The following is a 23,485-nucleotide window of genomic DNA, read 5'->3' on the forward strand; positions in this document are numbered from 1 at the left end:
GGGCGAATAAGTGCACCTCGCGCTTGGATTGCCCCGGTGGTAGCTTCTGCAACGGACGCGGTGAATGCGAGCGCAGCAGACCGGATTTGGTCCCCGCTCCACCCACAACCTGCGCCGATGGCAGGAGTTGCGGAGCCGGTTCATCCTGCTTGCCGGGCGGCGGATGTTCGCGCCCCGGCTGGTTTCTGTGTGAAGAAACCGGTTCGCAATGCCGACCCGGCTTTAAATGCTCGGCTCATCAGGGCTGCGTTCCGATCAAGGCTATCGATTGCGGCTACGGCAAGTGGTGCAAACCCGGCGAACAATGCCTGCCCGAAGGCGGATGTGAGAAACTAACCGAAGGGTCGGAACCTTAGGTTGCCTTGGCCTGCATGGCTTCTTATAAGCGGTCCGATTGTCAGACAGGAGCCCGCCCATGCGTTTCGCCCATCGTCACCTTCTTGGCATCGAGCATCTGTCGCAATCCGATATCACCGCTATCCTTGATCTGGCCGAAACCTATGTCGATCTGAACCGGCAATCGGCTAAGCATTCCGATGTGCTGTCGGGCCTGACTCAAATCAACATGTTCTTTGAAAACTCGACCCGTACGCAGGCGAGTTTCGAAATTGCGGGCAAGCGATTGGGCGCGGATGTGATGAACATGGCGATGCAGGCCAGTTCGATCAAAAAGGGCGAGACGCTGATTGATACGGCTATGACGCTGAACGCAATGCATCCCGATCTGCTGGTGGTACGGCATCCTCATTCCGGCGCGGTGGACCTGCTGGCGCAGAAGGTAAACTGCGCTGTGCTGAACGCAGGCGACGGGCGGCACGAACACCCGACGCAAGCCCTGCTGGACGCGCTGACCATCCGCCGTGCCAAAGGCCGCCTACACCGGCTGAACATCGCGATTTGCGGAGACGTGGCGCATTCGCGCGTGGCGCGTTCGAACCTGATCTTGCTGGGCAAGATGGAAAACCGCATCCGTCTGATCGGCCCGCCGACGCTGGTGCCGTCGCAATTCGCGGAATTCGGGGCCGAGATCTATGATGATATAAATGAGGGTCTGAAAGACGTCGACGTTGTGATGATGCTGCGTCTTCAGAAGGAACGGATGGACGGCGGCTTTATCCCCTCGGAACGCGAGTATTATCACCGCTACGGTCTGAACGCTGAAAAGCTGGCGCTGGCCAAGCCAGACGCCATCGTGATGCACCCCGGTCCAATGAACCGCGGGGTCGAGATTGACGGGACGCTGGCGGACGACATCAACCGATCCGTTATTCAAGAGCAGGTCGAGATGGGCGTCGCCGTCCGCATGGCCGCCATGGACCTGCTAGCGCGCAACGTACGAGAAGCCGCATGAACGATCTGGCCATCGCCCCCCATGAGCGCGGCGTGATCCGCCTGTTCTCGCTGGACATGCGCCCAGAAGAGGCGAAATTCCTGCGCGAACCGGGGGCTGTTGATCAGGTGTTGGGTGTCGAGGGGCTGGATCCAGAACAGATCGACATTTTTCCGGTATCCGACCTCGAAGATCTCGGGCTTTATGGCTATCTCAGCGAAGGCTGTGGTGTCTCGGAAGACCAGTTGGATCGCGCGAAGTTGGACGCCATTGAAGGCTGGGTGATGGTCCTGCGCAGTGCGGCGCTGGGTGGTCGATCTGCAACCCTTTCCCTCGATCCCCGCCTGCATCTGATTGGCCTGTTCACCGAAGAGGCTACCAACTGGTCCGGCGGCACGATTGAGACCGAAAGCGCAAAACCGTTCTCGGCCCCGCAAAGCCCGCCAGTGGATAATAAACCAAGCCGCATCGGTTCAGCCGTCATTGCCTTGCTGATTCTGATCGCCGTCGGAGGTGCCTTGTGGCTGATCCTGTGACCTTCTCCTCAGACAAGGGCGCTTATGTCCGCACCAACGCATGGCTCGCCGCCTTTGCAATGGCGGCCGCAATGGTCGTGCTATGGTTGATCGGCAATCCTTACGTCTGGACCGGCGCACCCGCAGGGTTGGCCGCCATCACCATCCGCGCTTGGTATTTGGCTTCGGAAGAACTGGTCGCCAAGTGGGAAATGACGGGCACCACTCTCACTGGTCCTGGTCCGCGTAAGGTGGCGCTGAACCAAATTCAGGCGGTCAATACCATTGGCAGCTTTGTCCAGATCGTCACAAAAGGCGGCGACAAGCACCTGATCAAATATCAGGCGGACCCCGCCGCCACCAAAGCTGCAATCGAAAGGGCCATGGCATGAGCAATCTGATTTTTACTAACGCTCGCCTGATCGACCCAGAAGCTGGCACAGATAGCATCGGCTGGCTGCAGATTGCCGATGGTCGGATCGCAGCGCTTGGTGAAGGCACGGCCCCAGACGCTGACACGCAGGTGGTCGATTGCGGTGGGCAATGCCTTGCGCCCGGTATCGTCGACATTGGCGTTAAGGTTTGCGAGCCCGGTGAGCGACACAAGGAGAGTTATAAATCTGCGGGTTTGGCCGCTGCCGCCGGGGGAGTGACGACCATCGTCACCCGTCCAGACACGCTGCCTGCCGTCGACACACCCGAGACGCTGGAGTTCGCCACCCGCCGCGCGCAAGCGGACGCTCCGGTCAACGTTTTGCCAATGGCCGCCCTGACCAAAGAACGCGAAGGGCGTGAGATGACCGAGATCGGGTTCCTGCAAGACGCAGGGGCCGTGGCGTTTACCGATTGCGATCATGTCGTGACCAATACCAAGGTCTTCTCACGCGCGCTGACCTACGCCAAATCCTGCAGCGCTCTTGTGATTGCCCACCCGCAGGAGCCGGGCCTGAGCAGCGGTGCCGCGGCTACCAGCGGCAAATTCGCCGCACTGCGAGGCTTGCCTGCCGTATCGCCTATGGCCGAGCGTATGGGGTTGGACCGCGACATCGCCCTGCTTGAAATGACCGGGGCCGCCTATCACGCCGATCAGATCACCACGGCCCGCGCCCTGCCTGCACTGGAGCGCGCCAAGCGCAACGGGCTGGACATCACAGCAGGCACCTCGATCCACCATCTGACGTTGAACGAATTGGACGTGTCCGATTATCGCACCTTCTTCAAGATTAAGCCTCCACTGCGATCCGAAAATGACCGGCAAGCCGTGATCGAAGCGGTGCGAACCGGTCTGATCGATACGATCAGCTCCATGCACACGCCGCAGGATGAGGAAAGCAAGCGACTGCCGTTTGAAGAGGCGGCCTCGGGCGCGGTGGCGCTGGAAACACTGCTGCCTGCTGCGCTTCGGCTATATCATTCCGAACAGCTGGACTTGCCGACCCTGTTCCGCGCCATGGCCCTCAATCCGGCCAAACGGCTGGGGTTGGAGAGCGGTCGCCTGGCCCTAGGCGCGCCTGCCGATCTGGTGCAGTTCGACCCGGATGTTCCCTTTGTTCTGGACCGATTTACGCTGAAATCGAAATCGCAGAACACACCGTTTGACGGTCAGCGGATGCAGGGTAAGGTCACCGCAACCTTTGTCGCTGGACAAGAAGTGTACCGGAGAGCCTGATGCCCCTGATCGACAGCACAATGATTCAGCTCATACTGTGGGCCGCGTTGGGATACCTGCTAGGCTCCATACCCTTTGGCATGATCGTCGCGCGCGTGATGGGTCTGGGAAATCTGAGGCAAATCGGGTCGGGCAATATCGGCGCAACCAACGTCCTGCGAACCGGCAATAAGGCAGCGGCAGCGCTGACATTGCTGTTTGATGCAGCCAAGGGTGCCGTTGCTGTTCTGCTGGCACGCGCTTTGGCTGGTGAAGATGCCGCGCAGATCGCCGCGTTGGCCGCGTTCCTCGGGCATTGCTTTCCGGTCTGGCTGGGCTTCAAAGGCGGCAAAGGCGTTGCGACTTTTCTGGGCCTTTGGCTGGCACTTGACTGGCGCGTGGGTGTCGCCTGCTGCTTGACATGGCTGGTCGCGGCGCTGATCTGGCGTATTTCATCCGTTGGTGCGCTGGCCGCCGCCGCCCTATCCACCACCTGGATCATGGTGCTGACAGATGGCAGTACCTTCGTTCTTGGAATTGCTCTGACCTTGCTGCTCTACTGGCGGCACAGCGCCAACCTAGCGCGGATCAAGGCGGGGACAGAACCGAAAATCGGGAAATCGTGACAGCGCCCAGCGCGTTTCTGAAAGCGTTCCATGATCTGCCGGTCGGCACGTTCACCGGTTCCGTTGGGCCGCATCGATATTTGGTATCGCATCAGATCATGGTCTGCGGGAAATCTCACAAACTGGTGGCTCATCAATTGGGCGGGCCGGATTACATCAGCCTGAACCTTTATCTCACACAGAAAAGCGGCGCATTGCTTCGCCCCTGCGAAATGCCTGCGGAAAAGGTGGTCGATTTTGTCCTGGCGCTGGTGCCTGACGTGCAGGAATGAACAACCGGTCTTTGTGATTGCACAATCACAATTGATTGCTTTGAACGTGATCGGGCCATTCCCCAACTGGGATTTTGTGACGGCCAATTACAGGCGTCGCGACAATCAAATCCGGTTCGCCCGGGCAAAATTACAGTGCTCTTCAGCGAGCCTATTCACGAAAGGTGAAGTCATGAACACGTTCAAATCCATCATCAGCGGAGTCGCGCTGTCTGTTGCGATCGCAAGCTCAGCAATGGCGGCTGGCGTCGAAATCAACGCAAGCTCGACCGGATTGGCAATGCAGGGCTATGACCCGGTTGCCTATTTCACCGTTGGCGAAGCAACCAAGGGTGATTACAAAATCACCACGCTGCACAACGACGCCCTGTACCGTTTTGCATCGGAAGAGAACAAAGCCGCTTTTGAGGCGAACCCAGAGGCCTATCTGCCTGCTTACGGCGGCTATTGCGCATTTGGCACCGCAATGGGCTTCAAGTTCGATGGTGACCCGAACTACTGGAAAATCGTCGACAACAAGCTGTATCTGAACCTGTCACAAGACATTCAGGAGCGTTGGGAAGGCGACATTCCGGGCTTTGTTGAGAAAGCCAGCGCGAACTGGGAAGACATCGCCGACAAAGACCCGGCTGAACTACAGCAATAATTCGCTGACAAGACCTTTGTGCATCGGCGGCAGATCGTATCTGCCGCCGATCTTCGTTTGAAGGCATCATGTTTCACCCTATCTAGCATGTGAGAAAAGAGCCCAACCTGAGTGGGCCCACGCCGGGGCACCGGCCAGAATAAAGTTGTTCGGGACAGTCAAAACATCACTGATCCGGCCTAAGGGCCGGAACGTAGATTCAATCATAACGCTGCCATTAGATTTGATTGGCAGCAGGTTTCGAGCGAAAGGAATGAGACGATGACAGGAAGATTGGCACTGATCACCTCGGTCGCCGTATTGGCTGCGGGATCCGCCATGGCGCAATCCTCAGGCAACTGGACTGGATTCTACGGCGGTGCACAGTTTGGTTATGCGGACATCGACACAAACGTATCAGGCGTCGACGGCGATGGTGCGATCGGCGGTATCATCCTTGGATATGATTACGATCTGGGCGATTGGGTCGTCGGAGGTGGCTTCGACTATGACTGGAGCGACGTAGACCTTTCCGGCGCCGCCACGGTCGAGAATGTCTGGCGGCTCAAAGCGCGCGCGGGCTACAAGGTGAACCCGCAGGGCCTGCTTTATGGCACCGCCGGTTATGCCGATGCGGATACCGATAATCTGGGCAGTGACGATGGCTGGTTCATCGGCGCAGGCTATGAGCAGATCGTAGCCCCCAATATCAGCGTTGGAGGCGAGATTCTGTATCATGAGTTCGACGACTTCAACTCATCGGGCGTCGATGTTGACGCAACTACAGTTCAACTGCGCGTCGCATATCGGTTTTGATGAGAAAGTAGGGCCCGGCTATTTGCGCCGGGCCCGTGCCGCTAGGGCACCAAGACTGTGCTGCCGGTGGTTTGTCGTGCTTCCAAAGCACGATGCGCATCAGCAACTTGATCCAACGGAAACTCCTGATCGACATGGATCTTGACCTCGCGCCCGTCCACTTTGCCAAACAAGCGTCGCGCCATCGCCTGACAGGTGGCGTGATCCGAGATATGCGTGAACAAGGTTGGCCGCGTCACCTTCAGAGATCCCCGCTGCGCAAGCATTCCCAGATCGACAGGCGGCACTGGCCCCGAAGCGTTTCCGAATGAGATCATCATGCCCAAGGGTTTCAGGCAATCTAGCGATCCCTCAAACGTGTCCGCACCGATGGAGTCCATCACCACATCAACCCCTTTGCCTCCGGTGATCTCGGCCACACGCTCGACAAAATTCTCGGTCCGGTAGTTGATGCAATGTGACGCGCCATTGAATTGCGCCAGGCTGCATTTCTCATCCGTTCCCGCTGTCCCGATCAGTTTGATGCCTTCGGATTTCGCCCATTGGCAGGCGATCAGTCCCACACCTCCGGCAGCCGCGTGGAACAACACGGTATCTCCGCGCCGCAGCGGCGTTGTGCGGTGAAACAGGTATTCAACCGTCATGCCCTTTAGCATCATGGCCGCGGCGGTGCGGAACGAGATACTCTCGGGCAGCGGACAAACCTGTGCTGCAGGCATCACGCGCGCTTCGGAATATGCTCCCGATGGGCCTGCGGCATAGGCCGCGCGTTGGCCGGGGGTAAGATGCGTAACGCCTTCGCCTACCGCCTCAACGACTCCGGCCGCTTCCATTCCCAACGCATGAGGCAACTCCAGCGGATAAAGGCCGGTACGCTGGTACACATCGATGAAATTCAATCCGCAGGCATGATGGCGAATGCGCACCTCACCCGGGCCGGGATCGCCAAGCGGGCGATCCTCAATCCGAAGAACCTCGGGGCCGCCGGATTCGTGTATGACGACTGTGCGTGCTGTCTGCTGCATGAATGCCTCCCTTGCCTGTGGAAACAAAGCTAACACGCCTGTGCGGCAGAGCAATCCTTCCGGCTCTGCAAGGGTGATCGGGCAAAATTTCGCAATATGTGCTATAATGCAACGAGACGTTGTAATTGGGCAGACGTTGCCGGCTGATCCGGTCACGCGAATTGCCACGCCGGATGCATCCCGCGGCGCACCCACGCCAGAAAAGGGGATGAACATGGACAAGACAATCGGTAACCCAATCACCTGGGTCGCCCGAAATCTGCGGGCAACCAGCGATCATGTCACTGAATCCGTGACCGAGATCGGCAGCGCGGATGTTCAGGCTCTGCCGACGGTGCATACGCTGACCCTGCAGGATCTGCGCGAATGCCTGAAAGCTGGATATAACGATTTTCTCGAAACCCGGGCCGATGCGATCTTTGTCGTTCTGATCTATCCAATCGCAGGTCTGCTGATGTTCGGTATTGGGCTCAACAAAGACATGGTGCCCCTGCTGGCCCCGCTTGTCATGGGCTTTGCCCTGATCGGGCCGGTCGCCGCCGTCGGGCTTTATGAGATCAGTCGCAAGAGGGAACAGGGCGGAGACGTTCATTGGCTGGACGCGTTCGGCGTATTCCGTTCGCCTTCCTTCGGAGCCATACTGGCACTGGGCTTCTATCTGGTCATGCTATTGATGATCTGGCTGATGGTCGCGCAAGGCATCTATGCGCAAACCCTAGGGCCAGAACCTCCGGCCTCGGCCATGGCATTCGTGACAGAAGTGTTCACCACCGGAGCAGGCTGGAGCATGATCATCATCGGCACCGCCACCGGTTTCCTGTTTGCACTGGTCGCATTGGCGCTAAGCGTGGTCAGCTTTCCGCTGTTGCTGGATCGCAAAGTGGGCGTTCCCGTGGCCGTCGTAACCTCGGTCCGGGTCTTGCGTCAGAACCCGGGTGTGATCTTGACCTGGGGGGCCATTGTGGCCGCGATGTTGGTACTGGGCGCGATCCCGATGTTGCTGGGGCTGATCGTCGTCATGCCCGTTCTAGGCCACGCCACATGGCACCTGTATCGCCGGGCGGTCGCCTGACTACATGGCAGCAGCTTAACCAGAGACCTTCAGAACGATCTTGCCAATGTGGCCCGATGCTTCCATCCGCGCATGTGCAACGGCGGCATCAGAAAGATCGAATTCTGAATCCATCACCGGTGCGACCTTCCCGGCCTCAAGCAATGGCCACACGGCTTCACGCAAGTCTTGCGCGATGCGCGCCTTGGCCAAATCGCTTTGTGGGCGCAAGGTGCTGCCAGTCAGGGTGAGGCGTTTCACCATCATCAGCGCAAAATTCAGTTCGACTACCGGACCTTGCAGGAAAGCGATCTGAACCAGCCGCCCGTCTTCCGCCAAAGCCTTGATGTTGCGCGGGATATAATCACCACCGACCATGTCCAGGATCAGGTTCGCCCCGCCCTCGGCGCGCATCGCAGCCACGAAATCTTCGTCGCGATAGTTGATCGCCTTTTCGGCACCTAGCTTGATACAAGCCTCACATTTCTCAGCCGACCCGGCGGTTGCAAAGACGCGGGCGCCAAACGCATTGGCCAGCTGAATGGCCGTCGTGCCGATCCCGCTGGAACCGCCATGGACCAGAAACCGCTCCCCTGGTTTCAAGCCGCCACGGGTGAAGACATTGGACCAAACAGTAAAGAAGGTTTCGGGCAGGCAGGCAGCTTCTTTCAAACCCATACCCGCAGGCACAGGCAGGCAATGAGCGGCGGGCGTTGCGACATATTCAGCATAACCGCCGCCGGGCAACAGGGCGCAAACCCGATCGCCAACGACCAGACCTTCGACACCCGAGCCGATGGCGACGACCTCTCCTGAGGCTTCCAGCCCCGGCAAATCGCTTGCACCGCGAGGTGGATCATACGCCCCTGCCCGCTGCAGCGCATCAGGACGGTTTACCCCGGCGTACGCGACTTTCAGAACCACCTGACCCTCTGCTGGTTCCGGCATCGGGCGTTCCGTCAGTTGCAGAACGTCCGGGCCACCAGCTTCAGTGATCTCGACAGCGCGCATTGTCTGGGTCATGGGCATATCTCCTTTGCCCAATGCCTAGCAGGCGAAAACGCAGAGGCCCAGCGGCAAGTGGAAACGCTGCGACTATTTTCCCGATGACAGCGAACCGGGCAGGTTGTCGGGCAACTTCGTCGGAGCCTTCACCTGACCCGCAAGCCAGTTGGGGACGGCCAGAAACGGTTTCAGCAGCGGGTTGCCATTCACCTGCGCCTTGAACTTTTCAAACTGCATTACGCCCTCGATCCGCCGATCCAGGAATTCCCATGTCGCCTGATAATCCGGGCTGTCATCACCCAGCCAATACAACAGTGTCGAAGAATAGACGCCCGACAGAGTGGCACGTTTGGTGTACCAGTTCACGTCGTCGGAAGTATCGCCAAGCGCTATCCAGATCTGGTCACAGGTGCCCCAGACCGCCTTGGCCCCATCCGCGGCATGGATCGGCAACGCGAACAAAGTCATACCTCGGCGCACTGCTTCTTTGTCTTCGACCGCCTGCAGGCGGAAACGGACGGCGGCGGCGATCTTTTCACGGAATTTCAGCCCGCTCAGGTCTTCGGATTTCAACCGCTCCAACATCGCGGCATCCCCGCGCGCATGAAAGGCCAGTGCCAGATCGACGGCACCACGCGGACAGATCGCTCGGGCCAGCGCAGGCTCCAGATCGCAATCGCTGATGGCCGCACGAAAGCTGGTTTCCGACCAGCCGTCGAACGGCACATGGTTCAGAATCGCATCAAGAAGCTGCTCTTTGGTGTCTTCATAGGTTGCTGTCATGTCGGGTCTCCGAGGCTGCGGGTCCAGTACTAGACAAGTTAGGCGTGCTTTGCTATACGGCCACTTCCTGCAATTTCCTTGCAACTCTATCTAGAAAGGTGGTGACAACCACATGCAGGTTAGTGTTCGCGACAATAACGTCGATCAGGCGCTTCGTGCCCTGAAGAAAAAGCTGCAGCGCGAAGGCGTGTTCCGTGAAATGAAGCTGAAGCAACATTTCGAGAAACCGTCCGAGAAAAAAGCGCGCGAGAAAGCTGAAGCGATCCGCCGTGCCCGTAAACTGGCACGTAAGAAAGCACAGCGCGAAGGTTTGCTCTAAGAGCTTCCTGCGACTCGTCCAGCTTTGGATGACACTATTTGACGACCCCCGAGGCCCTGCCCGGGGGTTTGTCGTTTTTAGGGCGGATGATCCCGCCAATTCCCGGCTTTACCCTCGCGGCAACCTGCCGATTTTGATGCAATCGCCGCAGTCGGCATTTTACAGCGCAGCGAATCGCCGTTCGGTTGCATTCTGCCGCCGAAAAACGCCCATCGCCGTACCCGCCCTATTCAGCGTTCTTTGATCGTCTGTAAGTGAGGCCGTCCACTCAGACATAACCAAAAACGGAGGCACTGATGTCGACAGCAAGTACGGTCGAGCGCGAAATGCTCGCGCTGATCAACCAAGAGCGCACATCCCGCGGTCTTGATCCCCTGGAACTTGAACGCAACCTGAACGAATCTTCCGAGGACCACAGCAGCTGGATGCTGGACACCGACCGGTTCAGCCACACCGGTCAGGGTGGTTCATCCGCGACCCAACGGATGCAAGCCGCAGGGTTCGACCTGTCCGGGAGCTGGCGCACCGGAGAAAACATCGCCTGGCAATCCGAGCGTGGCGCACCCGGTATCAGCGATGATGTCGCCCAGTTGCACCAGAACCTGATGAATAGCCCCGGTCACCGCGCCAACATTCTGAACCCCGATTTCAAATATATCGGCATCGGGATCGAAGAAGGCGACATGCAGGGGTACGACGCTGTCATGGTGACGCAGAACTTTGCGGCGACTCAGGGCGATGTCGATCTTGATAACGGCGGCACCACCCCGCCGGTGACGCCTCCGGTTGAAGAAGTTGTTGAGCCAGAAGAGGAAGAGGTTACCACCCCGACCGAACCAGAAGTGCCGGAAACCGATGTGACCGAGACTGAGGAACCAGTTGACGAAACACCGGTAGCGGAAGTTCCCGATGCCGAAGAACCGGCAGAGGAGACCCCGGAGGAAGACGTCACCGAAACCGAAGAACCATCGGACGAAACACCCGACACTGATGTGACGGAAACCGAGCAACCGTCAGACGAAACGCCAGAAACTGACGTTACCGAGACCGAGGACCCGGTTGAGGAGACTCCGGAAACAGACGTGACCGAAACTGAAGAGCCGGAACCCGATGTGCCGGATACTGAAGTCGTCGAGGTCGAGGAACCCGAAACTCCGGAGACCGACGTCACCGAGGTCGAAGAACCCGAGCCAGAAACACCTGAAGTTGTCGTTGACAATGGTGCACCGGGCGCGGACTGCTTTGACGTTCAGGCCTTCCTTGCCGGGATCGAAGCGTTTGTTAATGCGCTGCAAGCCCAATTTGACCAGTTCGAATGGTCTCCGGTGCAGCAGGCTGACACGACCCCGGAGATGGATGATTTCGATCTGGTGTTCGACACCGACTTCGCTGACGACATGATCGAAACCGTTGAAGCCACAGTCGAAGACATGAATGACGACATGTGCGGCGTGTATGTTTTCGAAACGAACTGCGGATTTGATTGGGGTTAATCAAACCGTTCAGGTGCGGGGATCCTTTTCCCGCACCACTTTCCTGCCAAATCAATATATCTTAGGCACGTGTAGCTCATCCGGCAAAATGCGCCGTTCGTATTCGGGGTTATAGCGCCGATCCGGCAGATTGACCTTTTCCTGCGGCACATCCTCATAGGGGATCTTGGTCAGCAGGTGCTCGATACAATTGAGCCGTTCGCGTTTCTTGTCGTTGCCTTCAACGATATACCAAGGCGCCTCAGATATGTTGGTGCGAAAGAACATATCCTCTTTGGCCTTGGTGTATGCCTCCCACCGGATGCGGGATTCCAGATCCATCGGTGACAGTTTCCACTGCTTCATCGGATCGTGAATACGCATCAGGAATCGCAATTGCTGTTCTTCGTCTGTAATCGAGAACCAGTATTTCAGCAGGATAATCCCCGACCGCACCAGCATCCGTTCGAATTCGGGAACGTCCTGAAAGAACTGTTCGACCTGATCCTCGTTGGCAAATCCCATCACGCGTTCAACACCAGCGCGGTTGTACCAGGACCGATCGAAGAACACGATCTCACCGGCCGCAGGCAAATGGGGCACGTAGCGCTGAAAATACCACTGGCTTTGTTCGCGTCGGCTGGGTGCAGGCAAGGCGACCACACGCGCTACACGAGGGTTCAAACGCTGCGTGATCCGCTTGATCACGCCCCCTTTCCCGGCGCTGTCGCGCCCTTCAAATAGAATACAGACCTTGGCCCCTGTATGGACCACCCAATCCTGAACTTTGATAAGTTCAGCCTGCAGCCGCAAAAGGTTGCGAAAATAGACCTTGCGATCCAGCATGTCAGGATGCTGGTCCTTGTAAATCTTGCGCACTTCCATCGAAAGCATGGGTTCGCTGAATTCGATCTCGAAATCTTCGTCCAGCGTGTCTTCCAGTTCAGCTTCCAGCCAATCTTTCGGCGTGCTGTTGTTTTCGTAAGCCAAGGTCTGCTCCTTATCGTTCATCGGGTTCGGACCGTACACGGCCAGTGTAACCACGGAGTGTCAGCGCAAAGTGCCGAGGTCGTACATAAGGTCGGAAACATGGATTTTGGCCCGACCGCACGACAGATACAAGCGGCAGAATTGACGCAAGGCTAACCCCCAATAGTTGGTTTCAGACAGGCAAAGCCGTGGTTTTGAACACCGTGCGCAAAGCAAATGAGCTTTGCATCTGCGCCACCCCAGGCAAGCGAGACAGGTATTGCCGATGGATGCGAGCAAAATCCTCGGTATTTTCTGCGACGACCTTCAGAATGTAGTCCGCCGTGCCCGCCATCAAATGGCATTCCAGCACATCCGGAATCCGTGCTACGGCTTTTTCAAACGCCTCCAGCACTTCTTCCGCCTGACCCTGCAACGTGATCTCGACAAACACAGTGGTTGGAACGTTCAACTTCCGTGCATCCAACAGGGCGACGTAGTCCTTGATATAACCCTCAGCCTCAAGTCGCTGCACGCGCCGGTGGCAGGCCGAAGGGGATAGATTCGCCTGTTCGGACAATTCCGAATTTGACATCCGCCCTTTACGCTGCAGGGCAGCCAGAATCTTCCTATCTGTTGCGTCAATCGTCATTTGCGCACATCCATTGCGTCAAGTTGTCTATACGCTGAATATTTTCCCGCATATTGTGTGTTTAGCAAGTGGGGTTTCACAAAAATTGCGCCAATTTATGCCCATAATTTAGGCAGTTTATGAATGGAGTCTCACATGAAAATCGGCTGCCCCAAGGAAATCAAACCTCAGGAATTCCGCGTCGGGATGACCCCGAACGCTGCTGGCGAAGCTGTGGCCCGCGGTCACGAAGTCATTATCGAAACCGGTGCCGGGATGGGCTCGGGCTTTGATAACGACGCTTATGTAGCGGCAGGTGCCCGCATCGTCGACACTGCAGAAGAAGTGTTCGCCACGGCTGATATGATCGTCAAGGTCAAGGAACCTCAGGCGGTCGAGCGTAAAATGCTGCGCGAAGGTCAGTTGCTGTTCACCTATCTGCACCTGGCACCCGATCCAGACCAGACCCACGATCTGCTGGAATCCGGCTGCACCGCGATTGCCTATGAGACCGTGACTGACTCCAATGGCGGCCTGCCGCTGCTGGCGCCGATGTCCGAGGTTGCCGGTCGCTTGGCTCCGCAAGTCGGGTCCTGGACTCTGCAAAAGGCCAACGGTGGCCGCGGCGTTCTGATGGGTGGTGTACCGGGTGTAGGCCCTGCCAAAGTGATCGTCATCGGCGGAGGCGTCGTAGGCACCCATGCAGCGAAGATTGCCGCAGGCATGGGTGCGGATGTGACCGTACTGGACCGTTCGCTGCCGCGTCTCCGCTATCTGGACGATGTGTTCGGCGGAACCTTCAAGAACCAGTATTCAACCGCTGGTGCGACAGCCGAGCTGATCCAGGATGCCGACCTGGTCATCGGTGCGGTCCTGATCCCGGGCGCAGCTGCTCCCAAACTGATCTCGCGCGAACAGCTGTCGACCATGAAGCCCGGCGCGGCTCTGGTAGACGTTGCGATCGATCAGGGCGGCTGTTTTGAAACCTCGAAAGCCACCACCCACGCCGATCCGGTTTACGAAGTTGACGGCATCATGCACTACTGCGTCGCCAACATGCCCGGTGCGGTTGCCCGGACTTCGACCATCGCACTGGGCAACGCAACCATGCCGTTTATGTTGTCGCTGGCAAGCAAGGGCTGGAAGCAGGCCTGTAAGGACGACGTACACCTGCTGGCAGGTTTGAACGTCCACGCCGGCAAGCTGACTTACGAAGCGGTGGGCACCGCCCTCAACATCGCCTCTGTCGATCCAACAACTCTGTTGAACTAAGAGCGCTCCCGCCTCTGAAAGCGTCCTTTTCCAAAGGACGCTTTACAGACTTGGGCCCAGCGCCGCGCCAATAGCGCGGCGCTGTTTTTTCTGGACCAAGGGTCGCACAAAAAAGCACCGCGCCTTAGCGCGGTGCCCGGCCCAACCAGAGGAGGGCATTTCAATGCCCGATCGACGGGCGGGAGGCTTACGCCTCTTTGTGAATCTCCACAGAATGCGGATACGGGATGGATACGCCTTTGGCGTCAAACGCTTCTTTGATCGCTTTGGTAAGTTCGAACTTCACATCCCAATAGTCAGCCGCTGCGCACCACAGGCGCGCGGTCAGATCAACCGAACTATCCCCAAGATTTGTCACGCGCACCCAAGGCTCAGGATCAGCCATGATACGATCGTCAGCTTTGGCCACATCCAGGATAATGTTCATCGCCTCATCCGCGCTGTCGCCGTAATCGATGCCAAACACCAGATCGACCCGGCGGGTGTCATGGGCGGAATAGTTGGTGATCACCGAACCCCAAGCCTGACCGTTTGGCACGATGATCTGCACGTTGTCCGGCGTCACCAGCTCGGTCGTGAACAGGTTCAGGTCTTTCACAGTACCCGCTGTGCCACCAATATCGACATATTGGCCCAGCTTATAGGGCCGGAACACCACCAGCATCACGCCCGCGGCCAGATCGCTGAGTGTTCCCTGCAGCGCCAAACCGATGGCCAGGGATGCGGCACCCAGAATGGCCACGATGCTGGTCGCCTCGATTCCAAAAATGCCCAGAACGGCGACAAAGACAATCGCCAGCAGCACCCATTTCACGAGGCTCGCAACGAAATTCCCCAAAGTCGGGTCGATATGTGGCGTGGCGTTGATCCGCCGCCGCACCAGACCGCTAATGGCTCCGGCAACGATCCAACCCAATACCAGAACGATCAACGCTTTGATCGCGCTCATGATCAGCGGACCAAATGCGCCCACCTGTGTTACGACATCTTCCACACGCTTCTCCTTTGCGCCAACAGCAAACCCGCGCCTTTTGGCGCGGGATCGCTGAAAAGTCTGGGCTAATTTTGCGCGCAGGTCTAGGTGCGGGATTTCCGAGTTTTCCCCCCTGCTGTTCCCCAGCAAACATCGACTGACCGATCACGCACAGAATTGGACCTTACAAAAGCGCCACAAATTACCAGATTGACCGAGACACGCGCGATAAAAGGAGCCCATCATGCTGGACACAATCCAATTCCCGATCATGAATAAATGGTCCCCACAGTTCCCCGAGCGGATTCAGCTTTATTCCTTCCCCACACCCAACGGGGTAAAGGCGTCGATCATGCTGGAAGAAACCGGCCTGCCTTATGAGGCACATCGTGTCACCCTGGCCGATGCAGATGTCAAAAGCCCGGAGTTTCTTTCGCTGAACCCGAACAACAAGATCCCGGCGATCATTGATCCCAACGGGCCCGACGATGCTCCGTTGGCTTTGTTCGAAAGCGGTGCAATCCTTCTGTACCTCGCTGAAAAGAGCGGTAAGCTGCTGGGTCAGAACAAAGGCGACAAGCACCGGGTCACCCAATGGGTTATGTTTCAGATGGGCGGTATCGGACCAATGTTTGGCCAGCTTGGGTATTTCCACAAATTCGCAGGGGCTGAAATCGAAGACCCCCGCCCGCGCGAACGCTACGTGTCCGAGGCCAAACGCCTGCTGAACGTTCTCGACCGGCAACTGGACGGCCAAGACTGGATCGCCGGAGAATTCTCGATCGCCGATATCGCAATCGCGCCCTGGCTGCGCGGTTTAGATTATTACGGCGTCAAGGATGTCATAGGCTGGGAAAGCTATGGCAACGTTACGCGCTATCTGGACAGGTTCCTGGATCGACCCGCAGTGCAAAGAGGACTGAACATCCCCTCACGGGATTGATACACAAGGCCTGTGCGGCGGGATCCAAATCCGCCGCCACGGGCCATCGGGTTACCCAGGCAGCGCGCCTGTTAGAACGTAGCGCAAGATCTCAACAACTTGCGCGGGTTCTTCAGCGACGGCGAGGGCTGCTGCATCTACTTCTTTCAGCGCGTGCTGATGATCAGCCCCGTGCAGAACAATGATCGACTTGCCCAGTGCTGCCGCATAGCCCGCGTCAAATGCCGCGTTCCACTGCTTGTATTTGTCCCCAAAGCGTACAACCACAACATCCGCGTCTGATATGCCCTTGCGGGTCCGGATCGCGTTGACCATGGCACCCTTGTGATCGTGCCAGTACTTGTTCGGCTCGGCCCCCAAGATCGTGACACCGCAATCGTCCGAAGCACCGTGATCGGTGACCGGGCTACTGAACTCAACATCCAACCCATCGGCGCCCGCAATGATCTGCTCGCGCCAATCCGTGTGAATCTCACCGGACAAATAGACCTTCAGCATTTTTCTCTCCTCCCGTGAAAAAGGGGCGCAATGGCCCCTTTATCATTTCAAAAATACTCCCGCCGGAGGCGAAAACCAACTCATCCCCGCAAGACGCCGCCAGTGGCTTTCACCACTTTTTCGACAATCTTGGTGCTGACCGCCTCGATATCCTTTTCCTTCAGGGTCGCGTCCGACGGCTGGAGCCTTACGGTAATGGCCAGAGACTTCTTGCCCTCGCCGACGCTACCGCCAATGAATTCGTCAAAGACGCGCACGTCCTCGATCAGAGCCTTATCAGCACCCGCAGCCGCATTGACCAACGTCAGAGCTTCGATATCCGCATTTACAACAAAGGCGAAATCGCGCTCGACCGCCTGCAGGTCGCGCAATTCCAAGGCAGAACGGGTCGCACCGGATTTACGTGGCATCGGCACCTGATCCGGCCAGATGGTGAACGCCATTGCCGGACCCTTGATGTCCAACGCCTGCAACACGCGCGGATGCAATTCGCCAAAGACGCCCAGTACCTTTTTCGGACCCAGACAGATTTTTCCATGTCGGCCCGGGTGCCACCAGGCATCGCCGTCGCGCAAAACCTGTACCTTGGCAGGCGCGCCAATAGCGGCCAGCACCGCCTCAGCGTCGGCCTTCGCGTCGAACAAGTCCACCGGGCGGGACGCACCGTGCACATCCTTGGGGCCGTTGCGCCCAACCAACAGGCCGGTGATCTGCGTCTGCTGATCCCCCGGCTCACCATCATGGAACACCGGCCCGACCTCGAACAAGGCCAGATCGGCATAACCCCGTGCCTGATTGCGCGCCGCCGCTTGCAGCAGACCAGGCAGCAGATCAGGGCGCATATGGCTCATCTCGGACGAGATCGGGTTTTCCAACATGGTTGCTGCGTCACCGCCCCCGAACAAGGCTGCCGAGGCCTGATCGATGAAGGTATAAGACACACATTCATTGTACCCCAGCGCTGCACAGGTCCGGCGCGCCATCGACTGGCGGCGCTGCGTGGGTGTCATGACCGGTTTGGGGATACCTGCTGTCGTACGCGGCAGCGGAATACCCTGCAACTTGGTCAGAGAAGCGATCCGCGCAACCTCTTCCACCAGATCGGCCTCCCCCATGATATCGGGTCGCCAGCTGGGCACATGCGCCATCTCGCCATCCAGACGAAAGCCCAAACGGGTCAGTGTCTGCCGCTGCTCGCTTTCCGGAATCTCCATCCCGACCAAGGACTGCACGCGCGCCGCGTCCAGTTTGTAGGCCCGCGCGTGGTTCGGCGCTTTGCCCGCCTCGACCACATTCGAGGCTTCACCGCCGCAGATATCCAAGATCATCTGCGTCGCATGCTCCAACCCTTCGCGCGTGTATTCCGGGTCGACGCCGCGCTCGAATCGATACCGCGCGTCCGAGTTTATCTTCAGCGCCCGACCTGTGAGGGCGATCTGTACATGATCCCAGAACGCGCTTTCAAGGAAGACGTTCACAGTCTCCTCGGTACAACCGGTTTCCTCACCGCCCATGATACCCGCGATAGATTCCGGGCCTTTGTCGTCCGAAATCACCATCATGCCAGGCTGAAGGGAGTATTCTTTTTCATCAAGCGCGACCAGCTTTTCACCACCCTTGGCGCGATGCACCCGCAAATTGCCCTGCACCTTGTCCGCGTCGAACACGTGCAGCGGACGGTTGTGGTCGAAGGTCATATAATTGGTGATATCCACCAGAGCCGAGATCGGACGCAGACCAATCGCTTTCAGTTGATCCTGCAGCCACTGAGGGCTCGGGCCGTTCTTTACGCCACGGATCAGACGCCCGGTGAAATGCGGCGCGCCGTCCAGCGTATCCTCGTCGATCGACACTTTGATCGGGCTTTCGAAATCACCCGGCACCGGAGTGTAATCGCGCACTTTCAGCGTGCCCAACCCCCGCGCGGCCAAATCACGCGCAATACCCGCAACACCCAGCGCATCCGGGCGGTTCGGCGTGATCGCGATCTCGATCATCGGATCAACCTTTGACGGATCGTTCTCAGCCAACCAATCGACAAACTTGTCGCCGACCTCACCCGAGGGCAGCTCGATAATCCCGTCGTGTTCATCCGACAGCTCAAGCTCGCGCTCGGATGCCATCATGCCAAAGCTCTCGACGCCACGGATCTTGCCGACGCTGATGGTGATATCCAGGCCGGGAATATACATACCCGGTTTACAAACCACCACGGTGATGCCTTCGCGCGCATTGGGCGCGCCGCAAATGATCTGCAGATCGCCCTCGTCGGTTTCAACCGTGCAAACGCGCAGCTTATCGGCGTCCGGGTGCTTCTCGGCATGTTTCACATGGCCCAGCGTAAAGCCCGCCAGACGGTCCGCCGGGTTGACGATCTCTTCGACCTCAAGCCCGAGATCGGTTAGCGCTTCGGCGATCTCATCAACCGACGCATCCGTATCGAGGTGGTCTTTCAGCCAGGACAGAGTGAATTTCATTGCAGCGGGCCTTTTTCGGCAAACATTCAGTCGGCACAGGCAATGGCAAAGATTGCGCCGAGGTGCAAGCGCTGCGGCTCACGGATAGGTGGGGGTGCGACCCAAAAGCTCGTCCAGCTGCCAGCCGATCCAGCCGTGGGGAATAAAGTGCCCGCCGGGATGGGTGTCCAGTGTCACCTGCCCTTGCGCGCAATCGGTCCACTCCAATCGGCTGAGCGTCAGGAAGGGCTTCACGCTCCAATCCCCACGCGGGGTCGCGCCGTTGCAGTTGAACTTGGCCTTCCACAGCGCCACCGGATAGGTCGTATCGCCGTCCGGCCCAAAGGGAAAATCCATCACCGTATCGTCCAGCCCATGCACATGACGCACCTCGCTTGGGGCTTCCGGGCAATCCTCGGTCTGGCGGATCGAGCCCGCAACCGCCAGCAGAGCAGCGATGTCGTTTCCCGACTGGCAGACATAGCGCCATGCCATTGCGCCGCCATAAGAATAACCCGAGACATATATGCTTTCAAGATCAATGGGATAGCGTTTGGCGACGTCCTCAAGCACGCGATCTGCGAACGGCACGTCTGCGGTATCAGCAGTCCAGAAGTTCCAACTTTTGCCCAGCCCATTCGGAGCCACCAACAGCACATCGCGCAGCTTGGTTGCCCCGGCGATGCGCTCATGGTTCACCACCACATCGCCCTGCCGCGCCCAGCCGTGGAAATGCAGCAGCACCGGCAGAGGCGTTTCGCCATCCCAGCCATCAGGTTCCAGCACATGGTACGAGCGGTCGCCGATCTGACAGGCGGTATCGCCGTGGCAGTCAGATTTCCACGGCCCCATCGCAAAGGCCGGAGTCGCGGTCAGCAGAAGTAAAAGCAGTCGATTGATCATAAGCCGGAGCCTAGCGACGTCTGCCGCGCTGTCACATAACATATTGGTGTAGGGTGGGGTTTCACCCCACCAACCTCTTCACGGTGGGGTGAAACCCCACCCTACAACGGATCAGATCACAAAGCCGCGCCATCGCCAGACCGCGGGGTGGCGATCAGAGGTTTGTGTTGGGCACTTTATGCCAGCCAATTCCGCGAAACATTCAAACGGAGCGCTTATGGAGACAAATTTTCAGCCCAAGCCAGCGTTTTCAACATATGACTGGTCACTCTAAATCTGCCCTCATGGCGGTGATAAGTTCATCAATGGCGGCGTTGAGTTTGGCTATAAAATCTGTATCAACGCTGTTTTGAGCCGCAGTCTTATTCCGCCACTCTAGTGGGGTTAAAGACAATACATGTGCTCCATATTTCACATAAATGACTCTAAGTTCAAAAGCTCGTTCATATACTTCAATAGGTGCCAACAATCGTAGCTCCTCAAAGTAACGCTTAAGGTCTGAATTCCGCATTGATATTTTGGAATCTACAGGTCCTGAAGTAACTTCGTTCCATACCAACCCGCATTGGTGCAAGTACTCAGCATAAACCTTTCGGCGCTCATCACGGCGAAGCGCTTTTCTCTCGTCTTCAGACTTTCGATAGTAAATATAAATAGCCCCTGCCAATGCAATCAGAGGACCAAGATCGGTTATCAAATCACCAATCCACGCAACAAAACCAGGCACCCAATGAAAATCGCTTGCCAAGTTTTCTAGCGCAGTGGTTTTTTCCGTCACCTACTCAAACCACCATGCAGGTTCGGCATATCCAGCGCCGCGAACCCGTAGTGGCGCAGCCAACGCAGGTCAGAATCAAAGAACGCTCGCAAATCCGGAATGCCGTATTTCAGCATCGCCAGACGGTCGATGCCAATGCCGAAGGCAAAGCCCTGATAGACTTCGGGATCAATACCACCAGCGGCGATCACTTTGGGGTGGACCATGCCGGAACCGAGGATCTCCATCCAGTCGTCGCCCTCGCCGATCTTCAGCTGGCCGTTGTCCCAGGAACAGCGGATATCGACCTCGGCCGACGGCTCAGTGAAGGGGAAGTGCGAGGCGCGGAAGCGCAGCTCGACGTCGTCGACCTCGAAGAACGCTTTCACGAACTCTTCCAGAACCCATTTCAGGTTCGCCATCGAGATGTCTTTGTCGATGGCCAGCCCCTCGACCTGATGGAACATCGGCGTGTGGGTCTGGTCATAGTCGGCGCGGTAGACACCGCCCGGGCAGATCACGCGGATCGGCGCGCCCTGCAGTTCCATCGAGCGGATCTGCACTGGGGAAGTATGGGTGCGCAGCACATGCGGCGGGCGATTGTCGCCCTCGGCACGGTGCATGTAGAACGTGTCCATCTCGGCCCGCGCAGGGTGGTGGCCGGGGATGTTCAGAGCGTCAAAGTTGTGCCAGTCGGTCTCGATCCGCGGCCCTTCGGCCACCGAGAAACCCAGTTCGGCAAAGATCGCGGTTAGTTCCTCAGTCGCCTGGCTGACCGGGTGGATCGAACCCTGACGGCGGGCGCGGGTCGGCAGGGTGACGTCCAACCATTCAGTGCGCAGACGCTCATCCAGCGCCGCATCAGCAAGCGCTGCTTTCTTGGCCGACAGGGCCGAGTTGATCTCATCCTTCAAGGCATTAAGCGCGGGGCCTGCGACCTGACGCTCTTCGGGGGTCATCTTGCCCAGCTCGCGCATCTTCAGCGCGACCTCGCCTTTTTTGCCCACGGCAGCGACGCGGATCGCCTCAAGCGCGTTTTCATCGCCAGCTTCGGCGATTTGGCCCAGATATTTTGCCTTAAGATCGTCCATGACGCCCTCTGAATTTGGTCGCCAACCTGCTATCGGCCCCGCCCCGCGAATGCAAGCGGGACGGTGGGGATCAATAGCTGTATTCGGGGAAAATCCGGGTCAGGTCGCCATTCCAGTCGCCATTGTAGTGTTCCAGCAACTCATCTGCGGGAACCTTACCCGTATCGATGCTGTCCTTGAGCGCGTTCAGGAAATGCGTCTCGTCCTGCACCAGACCTCCCGCACCGGGACGTGCGCGGGACGCCAGACCGGCCTCGGCAATCGAGACCACTTCGCGCGCCAGATCATGCATGTTGATGTTGCCAACCTGTGCTTGCAGACCATCCTTGGCAGCCTCAACCCGCAGCGCTTCGCGCGTCTCGGCATCCCAGCCTTTGACCAGATCCCAAGCGGCATCCAGTGCGGTTTGATCATAGGTCAGACCAACCCAGAAGGCAGGCAGCGCACAGAGCCTGCGCCATGGGCCACCATCGGCGCCGCGCATCTCCATGAATTTCTTGATCCGCGCTTCGGGAAATGCCGTGGTCAGGTGATCGGCCCAATCGGACAGAGTCGGCGTCTCACCGGGCAGTGCAGGCAGTTTGCCCTGCAGGAAGTCGCGGAACGACATGCCCAGCGCGTTGATATACTGGCCGTCGCGATAGACGAAATACATCGGTACATCGAGCGCATATTGTACATAGCGTTCGAACCCGAAGCCTTCTTCGAACACAAAGGGCAGCATGCCCGTCCGTGCATCGTCCAGATGCCGCCAGATATAACTGCGCCAGCTTTTCTGGCCGTTCACCTTGCCCTCGAAAAACGGAGAGTTCGCAAACAGCGCCGTCGCGACCGGCTGAAGGGCCAGCGCGACGCGCAGCTTCTGCACCATGTCGGCCTCGGACCCGAAGTCGATATTGACTTGAACGGTACAGGTACGACGCATCATGGCGCGACCCATGGTGCCGACTTCTTCCATATAGTCGTTCATCAGCCGGTAACGGCCTTTGGGCATCAACGGCATCTCATCATGGGTCCAAATCGGAGCCGCGCCCAGACCGATAAAGCCTACGCCGATCTCATCAGCAATGTCTTTCACCTCGCGCAGGTGGATGTTCACTTCATCGCAGGTCTCGTGGATCGTCTCCAGCGGAGCACCCGACAGCTCCAACGCGCCGCCCGGCTCCAAGCTGACATTCGCACCATCCTTCTCAAGCCCAATCAGATGCCCGGCCTCGCGCACTTCTGCCCAACCGTGACGGTCACGCAGTCCTTCCAGCACGGCCACGATGGACCGTTTGCCCTCAAACGGCAGCGGCTTCAGCGTGTCTTTGCAATAGCCGAACTTTTCGTGCTCGGTTCCGATGCGCCAATCATCCTTGGGCTTGCAGCCCGATTCCAGATATTCGGCCAATTGCTCGTGGCGTTCGATCGGTCCGCCGCCGGACTGGGGGATGGACATGTGACCCGTGCTCCGATCCTGATGTGTCTGTCTTCGGCTCAGTCCTGAGCGCAAACCGCGCGAG

Annotated in this window: 25 protein-coding genes; 13 read left to right on the forward strand and 12 right to left on the reverse strand. The window is 58.1% G+C overall.

The features are described 5' to 3' along the window. Positions 1-415: 415 nt before the first annotated feature. The 8 genes from ACR0L9_RS15095 to ACR0L9_RS15130 all read left to right on the forward strand — a co-directional run bounded on the left by ACR0L9_RS15095 (position 416) and on the right by ACR0L9_RS15130 (position 5,832). Entirely contained in the window at positions 416-1,351 is a 936-nt protein-coding gene (locus ACR0L9_RS15095) for an aspartate carbamoyltransferase catalytic subunit (protein WP_170566212.1), read from the forward strand. After that, positions 1,348-1,866 carry a hypothetical protein gene (locus ACR0L9_RS15100; protein WP_170395671.1) on the forward strand — a complete coding sequence of 173 codons (519 nt, stop codon included), beginning with the start codon at positions 1,348-1,350 and terminating at the stop codon, positions 1,864-1,866. Before ACR0L9_RS15095 ends, ACR0L9_RS15100 begins: the two co-directional genes overlap by 4 nt. Then, the gene (locus ACR0L9_RS15105) at positions 1,851-2,237 is read left to right on the forward strand and encodes a hypothetical protein (RefSeq protein WP_480454241.1); all 387 of its coding nucleotides are present in this window, start codon (positions 1,851-1,853) and stop codon (positions 2,235-2,237) included. Before ACR0L9_RS15100 ends, ACR0L9_RS15105 begins: the two co-directional genes overlap by 16 nt. Beyond that, the gene (gene pyrC, locus ACR0L9_RS15110; protein ID WP_480886283.1) at positions 2,234-3,514 is read left to right on the forward strand and encodes a dihydroorotase; all 1,281 of its coding nucleotides are present in this window, start codon (positions 2,234-2,236) and stop codon (positions 3,512-3,514) included. Before ACR0L9_RS15105 ends, pyrC begins: the two co-directional genes overlap by 4 nt. Then, entirely contained in the window at positions 3,514-4,119 is a 606-nt protein-coding gene (gene plsY, locus ACR0L9_RS15115) for a glycerol-3-phosphate 1-O-acyltransferase PlsY (RefSeq protein ID WP_480895985.1), read from the forward strand. The genes pyrC and plsY overlap by 1 nt, the downstream gene beginning before the upstream one ends. Beyond that, positions 4,116-4,391, forward strand: a complete 276-nt coding sequence (locus ACR0L9_RS15120) for a hypothetical protein (protein ID WP_480895987.1) — start codon at positions 4,116-4,118, stop codon at positions 4,389-4,391. Before plsY ends, ACR0L9_RS15120 begins: the two co-directional genes overlap by 4 nt. Positions 4,392-4,563: 172 nt before the next feature. After that, on the forward strand, positions 4,564-5,037 hold the full coding sequence (locus ACR0L9_RS15125) for a YHS domain-containing (seleno)protein (RefSeq protein ID WP_170395661.1): 474 nt from the start codon (positions 4,564-4,566) through the stop codon (positions 5,035-5,037). 261 nt (positions 5,038-5,298) lie between these two features. After that, positions 5,299-5,832 (forward strand): porin family protein, encoded by a 534-nt coding sequence (locus ACR0L9_RS15130; RefSeq protein WP_170395659.1) that lies wholly within the window; start codon positions 5,299-5,301, stop codon positions 5,830-5,832. A gap of 41 nt (positions 5,833-5,873) precedes the next feature. Here ACR0L9_RS15130 and ACR0L9_RS15135 read toward each other — a convergent pair whose 3' ends face one another. Next, positions 5,874-6,857, reverse strand: a complete 984-nt coding sequence (locus ACR0L9_RS15135) for a quinone oxidoreductase family protein (RefSeq protein WP_170513199.1) — start codon at positions 6,855-6,857, stop codon at positions 5,874-5,876. 214 nt (positions 6,858-7,071) lie between these two features. Between ACR0L9_RS15135 and ACR0L9_RS15140 the strand changes: the two genes are divergently transcribed. Further along, positions 7,072-7,929, forward strand: coding sequence for a DUF2189 domain-containing protein (locus tag ACR0L9_RS15140; RefSeq protein WP_170408392.1), 858 nt, complete (start codon positions 7,072-7,074; stop codon positions 7,927-7,929). A gap of 15 nt (positions 7,930-7,944) precedes the next feature. Here the strand turns inward: ACR0L9_RS15140 and ACR0L9_RS15145 are convergent, their stop codons facing one another. After that, a complete protein-coding gene (locus ACR0L9_RS15145) occupies positions 7,945-8,931 on the reverse strand; it encodes an NAD(P)H-quinone oxidoreductase (protein WP_480814683.1) in 987 nt (328 codons plus the stop codon). 72 nt (positions 8,932-9,003) lie between these two features. Beyond that, complete coding sequence (locus ACR0L9_RS15150; RefSeq protein ID WP_170636679.1) at positions 9,004-9,696, reverse strand: COQ9 family protein; 693 nt, start codon at positions 9,694-9,696, stop codon at positions 9,004-9,006. Positions 9,697-9,808: 112 nt separating this feature from the next. On the opposite strand from ACR0L9_RS15150, the gene rpsU reads away from it, so the two are divergent. Then, complete coding sequence (rpsU, locus tag ACR0L9_RS15155; protein ID WP_005614280.1) at positions 9,809-10,015, forward strand: 30S ribosomal protein S21; 207 nt, start codon at positions 9,809-9,811, stop codon at positions 10,013-10,015. Positions 10,016-10,311: 296 nt separating this feature from the next. Then, positions 10,312-11,508, forward strand: coding sequence for a CAP domain-containing protein (locus tag ACR0L9_RS15160; RefSeq protein WP_480895989.1), 1,197 nt, complete (start codon positions 10,312-10,314; stop codon positions 11,506-11,508). A 51-nt stretch (positions 11,509-11,559) separates the two neighbouring features. On the opposite strand, the gene ppk2 is transcribed toward ACR0L9_RS15160, so the two are convergent. Both ppk2 and ACR0L9_RS15170 read right to left on the reverse strand, forming a co-directional pair. After that, positions 11,560-12,498, reverse strand: a complete 939-nt coding sequence (gene ppk2, locus ACR0L9_RS15165; RefSeq protein ID WP_170395648.1) for a polyphosphate kinase 2 — start codon at positions 12,496-12,498, stop codon at positions 11,560-11,562. A gap of 151 nt (positions 12,499-12,649) precedes the next feature. After that, positions 12,650-13,108 (reverse strand): Lrp/AsnC family transcriptional regulator, encoded by a 459-nt coding sequence (locus ACR0L9_RS15170; protein ID WP_170395646.1) that lies wholly within the window; start codon positions 13,106-13,108, stop codon positions 12,650-12,652. Between the two features lie 135 nt (positions 13,109-13,243). Here ACR0L9_RS15170 and ald point away from each other — a divergent pair, with 135 nt between their 5' ends. Continuing rightward, the gene (gene ald / locus ACR0L9_RS15175) at positions 13,244-14,359 is read left to right on the forward strand and encodes an alanine dehydrogenase (RefSeq protein WP_480895990.1); all 1,116 of its coding nucleotides are present in this window, start codon (positions 13,244-13,246) and stop codon (positions 14,357-14,359) included. A gap of 187 nt (positions 14,360-14,546) precedes the next feature. On the opposite strand, the gene ACR0L9_RS15180 is transcribed toward ald, so the two are convergent. Beyond that, positions 14,547-15,353 (reverse strand): mechanosensitive ion channel family protein, encoded by an 807-nt coding sequence (locus ACR0L9_RS15180; protein WP_170423629.1) that lies wholly within the window; start codon positions 15,351-15,353, stop codon positions 14,547-14,549. 223 nt (positions 15,354-15,576) lie between these two features. Between ACR0L9_RS15180 and ACR0L9_RS15185 the strand changes: the two genes are divergently transcribed. Further along, complete coding sequence (locus ACR0L9_RS15185) at positions 15,577-16,275, forward strand: glutathione S-transferase N-terminal domain-containing protein (RefSeq protein ID WP_170423627.1); 699 nt, start codon at positions 15,577-15,579, stop codon at positions 16,273-16,275. A gap of 51 nt (positions 16,276-16,326) precedes the next feature. On the opposite strand, the gene ACR0L9_RS15190 is transcribed toward ACR0L9_RS15185, so the two are convergent. The 6 genes from ACR0L9_RS15190 to ACR0L9_RS15215 form a co-directional block, all read right to left on the reverse strand. After that, on the reverse strand, positions 16,327-16,773 hold the full coding sequence (locus ACR0L9_RS15190; RefSeq protein WP_170423625.1) for a YtoQ family protein: 447 nt from the start codon (positions 16,771-16,773) through the stop codon (positions 16,327-16,329). 80 nt (positions 16,774-16,853) lie between these two features. Then, positions 16,854-19,250, reverse strand: coding sequence for a phenylalanine--tRNA ligase subunit beta (gene pheT, locus ACR0L9_RS15195; RefSeq protein WP_480895991.1), 2,397 nt, complete (start codon positions 19,248-19,250; stop codon positions 16,854-16,856). A gap of 78 nt (positions 19,251-19,328) precedes the next feature. Next, a complete protein-coding gene (locus ACR0L9_RS15200; RefSeq protein WP_480895992.1) occupies positions 19,329-20,132 on the reverse strand; it encodes a CE1 family esterase in 804 nt (267 codons plus the stop codon). 265 nt (positions 20,133-20,397) lie between these two features. Then, complete coding sequence (locus ACR0L9_RS15205) at positions 20,398-20,910, reverse strand: hypothetical protein (protein WP_480895993.1); 513 nt, start codon at positions 20,908-20,910, stop codon at positions 20,398-20,400. Continuing rightward, a complete protein-coding gene (pheS, locus tag ACR0L9_RS15210) occupies positions 20,907-21,980 on the reverse strand; it encodes a phenylalanine--tRNA ligase subunit alpha (RefSeq protein ID WP_010443591.1) in 1,074 nt (357 codons plus the stop codon). Before pheS ends, ACR0L9_RS15205 begins: the two co-directional genes overlap by 4 nt. A gap of 70 nt (positions 21,981-22,050) precedes the next feature. Further along, positions 22,051-23,421, reverse strand: a complete 1,371-nt coding sequence (locus ACR0L9_RS15215) for a glutamate--cysteine ligase (protein ID WP_480895994.1) — start codon at positions 23,419-23,421, stop codon at positions 22,051-22,053. Positions 23,422-23,485: the final 64 nt, after the last annotated feature.

The organism is Ruegeria sp. I3, assembly GCF_056532525.1.